Raw genomic sequence first — 10,996 nt, forward strand, 5'->3', positions numbered from 1 at the left:
TTATGCATAACCATGCAGAAAGCTAGCTTTAATTAATATCTAATTCTTTAATTTTAGTCTCTTTGCGCGCTGTCAGCGTTGAGCCCATTGAGGCGGCAATAATCGCGCCGAGGGCCAGCAGTTGTATTGGCGCCAATGTCTCACCGAGGAAAATCATTCCGGAAACGGCAGCCAGTGCAGGTTCCATACTCATTAGCGTACCAAATGTCCGGGTCGGCAGACGGGTGAGGGCAATCATCTCAAGCGAATAGGGCAGAGCGGTAGAGAGGATAGCGACAGCCAGACCCAATGGAACAACCGACCAGTGCCAGAGCGTCTCTCCGGCCTGGAATGCGCCAATCGGCACGAAAATAAGCGCCGCAATCAGCGAACCGATTGCCACCGTCGCCGGGCCGTGTTCCGCACCGGCGCGTTGCCCACTTAATATGTAGATAGCCCAACAAGCACCGGCACCGAGCGCCAGCGCACAGCCGGTTAGGTCGACATGCGAAACATCCTGCCCCAGCGGCAGCAGGAACCACAGGCCGAGTACCACCAGCACAACCCAAACAAAGTCTACGGGGCGGCGTGAAGAGAACAGCGCCACTGCCAGTGGTCCGGTGAACTCCAGCGCCACCGCAATCCCAAGCGGTACGGTCTGAATAGAAAGATAAAAAAGATAGTTCATTCCACCCAGTGAGATGCCGTAAAACAACAGCGGCAAGCGCTGTTCCTTGGCAAACCGCAGTCGCCACGGTTTAAAGAATGCGATAAGAATCAGTGTTCCCAGCGCCAGGCGCAGTGCAGTCACGCCCGGCGCGCCGACCAGTGGAAAAAGCGACTTTGCTAATGAGGCCCCGCCCTGAATAGACGCCATGGCAACGAGCAATAATAATATCGGTAACCAGACCGGCATTTTACGTAATGTCCCTGGCATCCGTTCCCCCATAAATTTGTATAGTCAGGTAAAGCGAGGAGTGTACTGGATATAACTAAAACTGGTTGAGCATTTGTTGAAAAATTTTTCCCCGTTTTGACTAAAATGCGCCAGGATTGATTGATTCATCAGCTTGGTGATTAGGAATAATCTGGATGAACGACAGTGAAAATATGCGTAATACTTACGCAGTTTACTGAAAAAATGATGTAAATTTAGATGGATAGCGGCATGTGGAAACGTTCTGTTACATGAAATGGCCCGTTAGACATCACAAATCGCGAAGAGTTTCCCATTAATTTTTGATATATTTAAAGCTTAGGACTTATTTGAATCACATTTGAGGTGGTTATGAAAAAAATTGCATGTCTTTCAGCACTGGCCGCAGTTCTGGCTTTCACCGCAGGTACTTCCGTAGCTGCTACTTCTACCGTAACTGGCGGTTACGCTCAGAGCGACGCTCAGGGCAAAATGAACAAAATGGGCGGTTTCAACCTGAAATACCGCTATGAAGAAGACAACAGCCCGCTGGGTGTGATCGGTTCTTTCACTTACACTGAAAAAAGTCGTACTAACAGTGCAGGCGATTACAACAAAACCCAGTACTACGGCATCACTGCTGGTCCGGCATACCGCATCAACGACTGGGCGAGCATCTACGGTGTTGTAGGTGTGGGCTACGGTAAATTCCAGGACACCAACTACCCGACCTATAAACACGACACCAGCGACTACGGTTTCTCCTACGGCGCAGGTCTGCAGTTCAACCCGATCGAAAACGTTGCTCTGGACTTCTCTTACGAGCAGAGCCGTATTCGTAGCGTTGACGTAGGCACCTGGATTGCCGGTGTTGGTTACCGCTTCTAATCACTTCGGTGATATAAAAAATCCGCCCCTCGGGGCGGATTTTTGTTTTTAAGGTTTCGGGTCGAAAATATCGGTTCCGAGATGGTTGTAGTCCACCTTCTGTAACTGGAAGTTGGTGATGTAGATTGGCCCGGCTTTCTTCTCGGAAATAAACGGGTAGTTGATGTTGATTTCCTGCGCTTTAATTCCCGTCCACTGTGAGAAAAAACCTAAGAAATCATTGGCTGAACGGCGGACTTTAATCACCCGATGCGCTTTATCGTCGCTGGAAATGACCATAAAAGGCACCTGGAAATTCTGCTGATATTTATCATCGTGGGCCAGGTATTGCACTTCTTTTCCGCGTTCTTTAAAGGCTAAACCGTGGTCTGAAAAATAAACCATGGAGAAACTGCTGCCGCTGTTGCGTAACTGGTCGTACAGTTTGCGCAGTAAATCGTCAGTTTGCGTCATGGTGTAGAGATAGCACGATGTTTCTTTCGATTGTACAAAGGTTTCGTATTTGCCTTGTGTCCGGTCACAGGCCTGAGGATGTGAGCCCATCAGATGCAAAACAATCAGTTGCGGCTGCGAGTGTTCTTCCGCCAATACCTGAGCGGTCATTGTCAGTAGTTCTTCGTCTTTAGCGTTCTTATCTGCTTCAAAATTACCGTTTTTCAGGAATTGCACTTCATCTGCACGTTTAGCGATGCTGGCGATAGCTGTATCGTATTCGCCTATTTGCCCCTGATTAGAAAACCACCAGGTCTGGAATCCTGCTCGGTTGGCCAGGGTCACAAAGTTATCCTGAAACTGTGGCTTGCCATCGACTACGCGGTTAAGCGTTAATCCGAGAGATTTCTGCGTGGAGCCACTGGCAGCAATATAATCAGAAAAAATCAGGCCGTTAACGCTGCTGGCAAACGGGGTATTGTTCCAGTGACCGCCAAAGGCACCGAGGGCATCGCGACGTGCGCTTTCGCCAATGACCACCACATAAGTGTGATATTTGGGTTTAACTGCAGTGACTGTCCAGGTATCTTTCATCCCGGAAAGTTTCGCCATCCGTTCCTGCTCTTCAATCACCTCGTTATTGTTGACGATGACATCCCTGGCAAAACGAAATACCGGATAACCGGTGTCTTTAAGTTTAAATACGCCGCCCCAGGCGAGATTTTGAACCGGAGCGACAAAAAATGTCGCCACACTGAATACCAGACACAGGCTGTCGAATTTATTCCAGCGTGCTTTTTCATCCTCTTTTTTCCGCCTGATCGCAATCACGCCGAGCGCAAAAATAAATAAGCCGACCAGATAGCTATACCACGGGAAGATCGTAAGAATTTCGGTCGACTCTTCCATATTGGTGGAATGCAGCGCCAGCAATGTATTGAAGTTAGGCGCACCATACGCCTGAGCAAAAGGGAAATAACAGGCCGCCACCAGCGAACAGACGCCTATTAAGGTTTTTTGCACGCGCGGCAACATCCGCCATAACAAAAGCAAAATGGCAGTAAAAGCGGCGGTATAGAGAAAACTAAAGGGATAACCTAAACCAAGGTTAATCAATAGCGACTGTAAAAAGTAGAACGCAGTCCACGGGCTAAAAACCCGGCTACGGGAAACAAGCGATTCTTTAAGGGTTAAGTTCATATGCCACTATCGTAACAAACGCCATGTGCTTACCCTGGCGTCAAGGGTCAATACCTGCAAGTGTGCGTGAAGAGGGGGAAGGGTCCGCATCTGCGAGCCGCAATATACGCAGGGCTGCAAGAAGATAGAGCGAGCTGCCGTTCAGGTCAACTACTGAGGAACAAATCTTTTGCGAAGAGAATAGCAAATCCGATAAAAAGTGGGGGGGGCAATCCAGAACAATCTATGCCTGCAATAAAGCAGGAGTAAAGCGGCGTACCGCGACGCCGCTATTTATCGGAAGGTTTATCTTGCTGCGGTTTGTTGTTGACCATATCGCACAACATCGAGAGCAGCATTAACCGTACTTTAAAGGGAGAGTGACTAAACACGCGCATACACCTCTTGAACTCATTCATAAGACCTCCTGACTTGCTAATCCCGTCGTTCCATGAGGGATGATTGCATTACATACAGATATAGCACAGGCTATATTATATAGCTATTGCTAAAACGTTAATTTTTTGTACCTTCGCAACTCTGGTTTACAATGTGCGCACGAAATGAGAACGCTATGTATGTGTCACCATAATGAGGAAGCACAATGAGTCGTCGCGCAGGTACGCCAACAGCAAAAAAAGTGACGCAGTTAGTGAACGTGGAAGAGCACGTTGAAGGATTCCGCCAGGTCAGAGAGGCACATCGCCGTGAACTTATCGACGATTACGTTGAGCTGATTTCTGACCTGATGATGGAGGTGGGAGAAGCGCGCCAGGTTGATATGGCCGCCCGTCTGGGAGTCTCTCAACCTACGGTGGCTAAAATGCTTAAGCGACTGGCAACAATGGGATTGATTGAAATGATCCCCTGGCGTGGCGTGTTTTTAACGGCAGAAGGAGAGAAGCTGGCGCAGGAAAGTCGCGAGCGTCATCAGGTCGTCGAAAATTTCTTGTTGGTGTTGGGCGTTAGCCCGGAAATCGCCCGTCGCGACGCGGAAGGCATGGAGCACCATGTCAGTGAGGAGACGCTGGACGCCTTTCGTTTGTTTACCCAGAAACACGGTGCTAAATGAGCCTGCCTTTTTTACGCTCGCTGCAAGGCGATCGCTTTTTTCAGTTATTAATTCTTGTTGGCATCGGATTAAGTTTTTTCGTTCCTTTCACACCTAAGTCCTGGCCTGGCGCTATTGACTGGCACACCATCATTACCTTAAGTGGCCTGATGCTGCTGACCAAAGGCGTCGAGTTAAGCGGCTATTTTGATGTGCTTGGGCGCAAAATGGTGCGCCGTTTTGCTACTGAGCGTCGACTGGCGATGTTTATGGTGCTGGCAGCGGCGCTGCTTTCTACGTTTCTGACCAACGACGTCGCGCTGTTTATTGTGGTTCCGCTGACCATCACGCTAAAAAGACTGTGTGAGCTCCCGGTTAATCGGCTGATTATTTTCGAGGCGTTGGCGGTGAATGCCGGATCGTTGCTGACGCCGATTGGCAATCCGCAAAATATCCTAATCTGGGGACGCTCTGATCTTTCGTTTGTCGGTTTTATTGCCCAAATGGCCCCGCTGGCTGGTGCGATGATGCTGACACTACTGCTGCTGTGTTGGTGTTGTTTCCCTGGAAAGGCGCTGCAATACCATACTGGTTCGCAGATGCCGGAGTGGAAGCCTCGGCTGGTGTGGAGTTGTCTGGGGCTGTATATCGTCTTCCTTATGGCGCTGGAGTTGAAACAAGAGCTGTGGGGGTTGGTGATTGTGGCGGCGGGCTTTGCGCTTCTGGCGCGTCGCGTGGTGCTGAGCGTGGACTGGACGTTGCTGCTGGTGTTTATGGCGATGTTTATCGACGTCCATTTACTGACCCAACTTCCGGTATTACAGGGCGTGTTGAGCAACGTGAGTCATTTATCTGAACCTGGATTATGGCTGACGGCGATTGGTTTATCGCAGGTAATCAGTAACGTGCCGGGCACGATTTTGCTGCTCAATTATGTGCCACCGTCTTTACTACTGGCATGGGCGGTAAATGTAGGTGGCTTTGGTTTATTACCCGGATCGCTGGCAAATTTGATTGCGCTACGGATGGCGAACGATCGCCGTATCTGGTGGCGTTTCCATCTCTATTCAATACCGATGCTGTTGTGGGCGGCGCTGGTGGGATATGTTTTGTTGGTTATGATCCCGGCGGGGTAAGGTCTGACAAATTAAAAAGGCGGATTATTAGTCCGCCTCTGAGTGTTGGTAATACGCGCTTTGTTCATGCCGGATGCGGCCTACAAAAACTTGCGGATTCAATATATTGCAGGTTCTGCGTAGGCCTGATAAGCGTAGCGCATCAGGCAATTATGTATTGCCATGAGCAGCCTCAGGCGGCTTATCACTCCGCCTTGTGCTTAAGTTTTAACGATTAATTCAGGCGAACCGGCATCCCGGAACGGTTTTTAATCGCTTCATCCAGAACAACCTGATCAACGTCTGGCTGACCAGTCACTGTCTGCACGCTCTTCGTCAGAGTAATCGGTACAATTTCCTGACCTTCAAACTGGGCTTCGGTGGTAGACAGCGGGTTATGGACTTCAATATAACGGCTGCCGTCTGGCTCGGTAGTCGCTTTTACCGGCTCATCGATAAACTGCACGCGAGTACCGACTGGCACTTTCTCGAACAGGAATTTAATGTCTTCGTTACGCAGACGCACACAGCCGTGGCTTACGCGCAGACCGATACCGAAGTTAGCGTTGGTGCCGTGGATAGCGTACAGGCGACCGATGTACAGTGCATACAGCCCCATCGGGTTATCCGGGCCAGCCGGAACGACTGCCGGAAGCGGTTCGCCCGCTGCGCGGTACTCTGCGTGCATTTTGGCGGTCGGTGTCCAGGTCGGGCCTGCTTTCTTACGCTCTACTTTGGTGGTCCAGTTGATAGGTGTGTCTTTACCTAACTGACCAATCCCGATCGGCAGCACGATAACGGTGTTGGTCCCTTTCGGATAGTAGTACAAACGCATCTCTGCGCTGTTAATGACGATACCTTCATGCACGGTATCTGGCAGGATCAACTGCTGTGGAATGTTCAGTACGGTGCCGCCTTTCGGCAGGAAGGTATCCACACCCGGGTTCGCTTCCATCATGTTGGAAAGACCCATCTGGTACTCGGCAGCAAAATACTCCAGCGGCTGAGTGTTACCTTCAGGGATAGTGATCACCTGATTCTGACCAACCAGGCGACTCCCGTCGGTTGGCAGAGGATAAGTTACCGCAGAGGCGGTACTGCAAAAGCCGACAACAGCGAAGGCCGCTGCGAATAATGTTTTCAATTTCATATTCATGTTAAGCGAGATTTAGTGCCTGGCAGGCCATTAGGTTGAGAATATTAGAGTATTGGAAGCGCATTATATGTTCATTCCAGCTAACAGTGAAATCAGATGTGTACTAAATCACATTTTTTGCCTTTGGGAAGAGTGTAGACCTTAAGCGACGGACGGGATCTTCTTTCAGACTTATGGCATAATGCGCGGTTTGTCATATCTCTTTTCAGGATACGCCTGTGTTAGTTTCCAGTAACGTCACCATGCAGTTTGGCAGTAAGCCGTTGTTTGAAAACATTTCCGTCAAATTTGGCGGCGGCAACCGTTACGGCCTGATTGGCGCGAACGGTAGTGGTAAATCCACCTTTATGAAAATCCTCGGCGGCGACCTTGAGCCGACGCTGGGCAACGTTTCCCTCGATCCGAATGAGCGCATTGGTAAGCTGCGCCAGGATCAATTTGCCTTTGAAGAGTACACCGTGCTGGATACGGTGATCATGGGGCATAAAGAGTTGTGGGAAGTGAAGCAAGAGCGCGACCGCATCTATGCTTTGCCGGAAATGAGCGAAGAAGATGGCTACAAAGTGGCCGATCTGGAAGTGAAATACGGCGAAATGGACGGTTACTCTGCAGAATCGCGTGCGGGGGAATTGTTGCTTGGCGTCGGTATTCCACTGGAACAACACTACGGCCCGATGAGTGAAGTTGCTCCTGGCTGGAAGCTGCGTGTGCTGCTGGCGCAGGCGCTGTTTGCTGACCCGGACATTCTCCTGCTCGACGAACCGACCAACAACCTGGACATCGACACCATTCGCTGGCTGGAGCAGGTGCTGAACGAGCGTGACAGTACCATGATCATCATTTCGCACGACCGTCACTTCCTCAACATGGTTTGTACCCACATGGCGGATCTGGACTACGGCGAACTGCGCGTTTATCCGGGCAACTACGATGAGTACATGACGGCCGCGACCCAGGCGCGTGAACGTCTGCTGGCTGATAATGCCAAGAAGAAAGCGCAGATTGCTGAGCTGCAATCCTTCGTTAGCCGCTTTAGCGCCAACGCCTCGAAATCTCGCCAGGCGACTTCGCGCGCGCGTCAGATTGATAAAATCAAACTGGAAGAGGTAAAAGCCTCCAGCCGTCAGAACCCGTTCATCCGTTTTGAGCAGGATAAGAAACTGTTCCGTAACGCGCTGGAAGTGGAAGGTCTGACAAAAGGTTTTGATAACGGTCCGCTGTTTAAAAATCTTAACCTGCTGCTGGAAGTCGGTGAAAAACTGGCGGTACTGGGTACCAACGGCGTCGGTAAATCGACCCTGTTGAAAACACTGGTGGGCGATCTGCAACCGGACAGCGGCACCGTAAAATGGTCTGAGAACGCGCGCATTGGTTACTATGCCCAGGACCACGAATATGAGTTTGAAAATGATCTGACCGTGTTCGAATGGATGAGCCAGTGGAAGCAGGAAGGCGATGACGAGCAGGCGGTACGCAGCATTCTCGGTCGTTTACTGTTCAGCCAGGACGATATCAAAAAGCCAGCTAAAGTGCTTTCCGGTGGGGAAAAAGGGCGGATGCTGTTTGGTAAGTTAATGATGCAGAAGCCGAACATTCTGATCATGGACGAACCGACCAACCACCTGGATATGGAATCCATCGAGTCACTGAACATGGCGCTGGAACTGTATCAGGGTACGCTGATCTTTGTTTCTCACGACCGTGAGTTTGTAAGCTCCCTGGCGACCCGCATTCTGGAAATCACTCCGGAACGCGTGATCGACTTTAGCGGTAATTACGAAGATTACCTGCGTAGCAGAGGGATCGAGTAAGTTATTGCCCGTCACCCCGATACAGTCGGGGTGACGGTGGCTGAGGACAAACGCAAGATTGCCTGATGCGCTACGCTTATCAGGCCTACGCAGGACCTGCAATGTATTGAATCTGCAAGCCGTTTTAGGTCGGATAAGGCGGTAACGCCGCATCCGGCATGAACAAAGCGCACTTTGTCAGCAATCTGAGCAACATCGAACCTACTTCCTTAACCTCACTTCCAATAATCCATCAACTCTTACACGTCCATGCCCAGTGCGCGCTTACCGTGAATGTTCAGATCATCCAGTGTAAAGCGGCTTTCCCAGTTTGCTTCATAATCTTCCCGCGGGAAGTCGCCCGGTGATGCGCCTTTTTCCAGCGCCATTTTGACTTTGTGTGCATAAGCCCGATTTTTCTCGCACATTGGCGCAGCAGGGATATACATCACGTTGCCCCAACCCTGTTGATTGTCTACTGGCGCGACGGAGTGAATCACATCGCAGTGCCACCAGACGGAATCCCCTGCTGTTATCGCGGGAATGGATGTCAGCGCTTTAATCAATAGTGGATGCCATTTCTCTGAAATGGGAAGAACTTTGCCAGGTGCAACCCCGCACAGTTCATCGTCCGGTACGTCATCCAGCAGCGGGCGCAATAAAACATACGCCATCGCTTCCGGGATAGGCACCACATGCAACAATCCCTGACCCGATATCATATCAGAGAGCGCAGTCCAGCCTTGAAACGTGCGGAACACTGAGCATTTGGTCGTGTTATCCACCGTGTACTCTTCGACATCAGTCCGGTGTGCAGCATCCCAGGGATCGTAATCATCGAAATTACCATTGAACACATTGGCAAAAACGCGCTGATAAGCGGGCAATAACCACCGTTCCAGCGCACCAGAATCGGTATGCGCGCCCAGACCTTTAGATGTAGTACCTGGAGGGCGGCGACGGATCCTGCCCGGGTAAATCACACTGATATCAGGATCAAACCACTGCTTGCCGTTGCTTTCAGACTTCCACAGGCGGTTCAGGAAAGATTGCACAGCAGCCATATTTTCGCTCTGCCGCGCCTGCATCTGTGCTTGTGACCAGTAAATGGGATAGATTTCGGGACGAGAAGCCTCCAGTGAGCCGAAAAAACTGTCGCCAGGGCCTTTATAAACATCATCAAAATGATTGATATCGAGATAATCGAGCATGGCACGATCCCACGCCAGCGCCTGCTCGCGAGGGAAATGACCTTTTATTACTGCACAGCCGCGACGTTTAATTTCATTGCGAGTGACATCGCTTACTGTCCCTGCGGCAATATCGCTATAAGAAACTTCCGGCCAAACCGGCAGCCCTTGCGCTTTTAGGGCATCGATTTCAGCAACACGCGTTTCGATTTTTGCAGAGAGTGTATCGAAAACCTGTTGTACATCACCGAGCTGTTCCCGCAGCGCAGCTTTCATTTCTCGGATAGCCGCTTTCGCATCTGTGGGCAGCGTCTCACAGGAAAAAGTCATATCAACCTCTCATCTTTCGTTCGAAAGTAAAATGATTACGATTGATACTTTAAGTTAAAAATAAGTTAACGCAAGATAAAGATCTTGAGTCACCGCACAAAGCGAGCAAAAAGGCGAGAGGCCGAAGTGGTCACTCCGGCCCGGGGGAAGATCAACGATTGAAAGGAGCGATGTTATCCAGCACTGCCTGAATCACATTCAGCGCGCCTTCATGATTATTGTCATCGGTAGCGTAATGAGCGATTTGTTTAATATTTTCCGCAGCATTGCCCATCGCAAAGGAATAACGCGCCATTTTCAGCATCTCCGCATCGTTACCGCTGTCGCCAATCGCTACCACATTTTGCGGCGACAAATCCCAGCGTTTTATCAACCGTGAAATACCGTTCGCTTTATGCAGGCCAGGTATAATCAGGTCAATAAACCCAAAACCACTGGTCACCGGTTTCATAATGCCGTCGAGTGCAATGTGCAGTTTGTCTATCACCAGTGGGATCTGTTCATCCGGCAGGTTCAGAGAAAATTTGAACAGTACGTCGTCAATGTCCTGGTAATCCTTTACAGGTTTCAGGCGATGGTAGTGTTTTGCCATCAATGCAACGAATGATTCCGGGGCATTTTCACTGATGTATGCACTTTGCAGACCACAGGCAACAAAATTCAGTTGTTTATCTTTCAATAACTCGCCAATAACAATCCGCGATTCATGTCGGGTCAGTTCGCCGTGAAAAAGCTGCTTGCCGTGTTCGTAAACCAGAGCGCCGTTTTCTGCAACAAAAGAGATTTCATCTTTTAGCTCAGGGAAGAAGGAAATGAGCTGGTAATACTGGTTACCGCTGGCGACAACGAACTCAATATCGCGATTTTTCAGTTCCTGATATTGCGCCATAAAACGCTCATGATTGTACGTTTTGGCGTCGTTTAGAAAAGTACCGTCCATGTCTGTGACGATAACTTTTACGCTCATAAG

The 10,996-nt window shown here is 50.0% G+C and carries 11 protein-coding genes; 5 read left to right on the forward strand and 6 right to left on the reverse strand.

Annotated elements, in window-relative coordinates; translation table 11 throughout:
- Positions 1-28 precede the first annotated feature (28 nt).
- Positions 29-916: a threonine/homoserine exporter RhtA gene (rhtA, locus tag FEK42_RS08420; protein ID WP_135492063.1), complete on the reverse strand. Its 888-nt coding sequence runs from the start codon at positions 914-916 to the stop codon at positions 29-31.
- A gap of 233 nt (positions 917-1,149) precedes the next feature.
- Here rhtA and FEK42_RS08425 point away from each other — a divergent pair, with 233 nt between their 5' ends.
- The gene (locus FEK42_RS08425) at positions 1,150-1,215 is read left to right on the forward strand and encodes a protein YliM (protein WP_120795379.1); all 66 of its coding nucleotides are present in this window, start codon (positions 1,150-1,152) and stop codon (positions 1,213-1,215) included.
- 52 nt (positions 1,216-1,267) lie between these two features.
- Positions 1,268-1,783, forward strand: a complete 516-nt coding sequence (gene ompX, locus FEK42_RS08430; RefSeq protein ID WP_105289445.1) for an outer membrane protein OmpX — start codon at positions 1,268-1,270, stop codon at positions 1,781-1,783.
- 48 nt (positions 1,784-1,831) lie between these two features.
- Here ompX and opgE read toward each other — a convergent pair whose 3' ends face one another.
- Complete coding sequence (gene opgE / locus FEK42_RS08435; RefSeq protein WP_135492064.1) at positions 1,832-3,415, reverse strand: phosphoethanolamine transferase; 1,584 nt, start codon at positions 3,413-3,415, stop codon at positions 1,832-1,834.
- 269 nt (positions 3,416-3,684) lie between these two features.
- A complete protein-coding gene (gene mntS / locus FEK42_RS08440; RefSeq protein ID WP_001001761.1) occupies positions 3,685-3,813 on the reverse strand; it encodes a manganase accumulation protein MntS in 129 nt (42 codons plus the stop codon).
- Between the two features lie 185 nt (positions 3,814-3,998).
- On the opposite strand from mntS, the gene mntR reads away from it, so the two are divergent.
- Positions 3,999-4,466 carry a manganese-binding transcriptional regulator MntR gene (gene mntR / locus FEK42_RS08445; protein ID WP_130259766.1) on the forward strand — a complete coding sequence of 156 codons (468 nt, stop codon included), beginning with the start codon at positions 3,999-4,001 and terminating at the stop codon, positions 4,464-4,466.
- On the forward strand, positions 4,463-5,581 hold the full coding sequence (locus FEK42_RS08450; protein ID WP_138211793.1) for an anion transporter: 1,119 nt from the start codon (positions 4,463-4,465) through the stop codon (positions 5,579-5,581). The genes mntR and FEK42_RS08450 overlap by 4 nt, the downstream gene beginning before the upstream one ends.
- A gap of 214 nt (positions 5,582-5,795) precedes the next feature.
- Here FEK42_RS08450 and ldtB read toward each other — a convergent pair whose 3' ends face one another.
- Positions 5,796-6,716, reverse strand: coding sequence for a L,D-transpeptidase (ldtB, locus tag FEK42_RS08455; RefSeq protein WP_001056384.1), 921 nt, complete (start codon positions 6,714-6,716; stop codon positions 5,796-5,798).
- A 218-nt stretch (positions 6,717-6,934) separates the two neighbouring features.
- Between ldtB and FEK42_RS08460 the strand changes: the two genes are divergently transcribed.
- Entirely contained in the window at positions 6,935-8,527 is a 1,593-nt protein-coding gene (locus tag FEK42_RS08460) for an ABC-F family ATPase (protein WP_130205149.1), read from the forward strand.
- A gap of 239 nt (positions 8,528-8,766) precedes the next feature.
- Here the strand turns inward: FEK42_RS08460 and FEK42_RS08465 are convergent, their stop codons facing one another.
- The gene (locus tag FEK42_RS08465; RefSeq protein ID WP_135492065.1) at positions 8,767-10,026 is read right to left on the reverse strand and encodes a DUF1479 domain-containing protein; all 1,260 of its coding nucleotides are present in this window, start codon (positions 10,024-10,026) and stop codon (positions 8,767-8,769) included.
- Between the two features lie 151 nt (positions 10,027-10,177).
- The gene (gene ybiV, locus FEK42_RS08470; protein ID WP_135492066.1) at positions 10,178-10,993 is read right to left on the reverse strand and encodes a sugar-phosphatase YbiV; all 816 of its coding nucleotides are present in this window, start codon (positions 10,991-10,993) and stop codon (positions 10,178-10,180) included.
- Positions 10,994-10,996 lie beyond the last annotated feature (3 nt).

It is taken from the genome of Escherichia sp. E2748 (assembly GCF_005781125.1).
GTDB lineage: Bacteria > Pseudomonadota > Gammaproteobacteria > Enterobacterales > Enterobacteriaceae > Escherichia.

Coding starts and splice junctions, on each gene's coding strand:
- FEK42_RS08465 (WP_135492065.1), bottom strand. CDS start 10,026: ATGACTTTTTCCTGTGAGACGCTGCCCACAGATGCGAAAGCGGCTATC.
- opgE (WP_135492064.1), bottom strand. CDS start 3,415: ATGAACTTAACCCTTAAAGAATCGCTTGTTTCCCGTAGCCGGGTTTTT.
- ldtB (WP_001056384.1), bottom strand. CDS start 6,716: ATGAATATGAAATTGAAAACATTATTCGCAGCGGCCTTCGCTGTTGTC.
- mntS (WP_001001761.1), bottom strand. CDS start 3,813: ATGAATGAGTTCAAGAGGTGTATGCGCGTGTTTAGTCACTCTCCCTTT.
- ompX (WP_105289445.1), top strand. CDS start 1,268: ATGAAAAAAATTGCATGTCTTTCAGCACTGGCCGCAGTTCTGGCTTTC.
- mntR (WP_130259766.1), top strand. CDS start 3,999: ATGAGTCGTCGCGCAGGTACGCCAACAGCAAAAAAAGTGACGCAGTTA.
- FEK42_RS08450 (WP_138211793.1), top strand. CDS start 4,463: ATGAGCCTGCCTTTTTTACGCTCGCTGCAAGGCGATCGCTTTTTTCAG.
- ybiV (WP_135492066.1), bottom strand. CDS start 10,993: ATGAGCGTAAAAGTTATCGTCACAGACATGGACGGTACTTTTCTAAAC.
- rhtA (WP_135492063.1), bottom strand. CDS start 916: ATGCCAGGGACATTACGTAAAATGCCGGTCTGGTTACCGATATTATTA.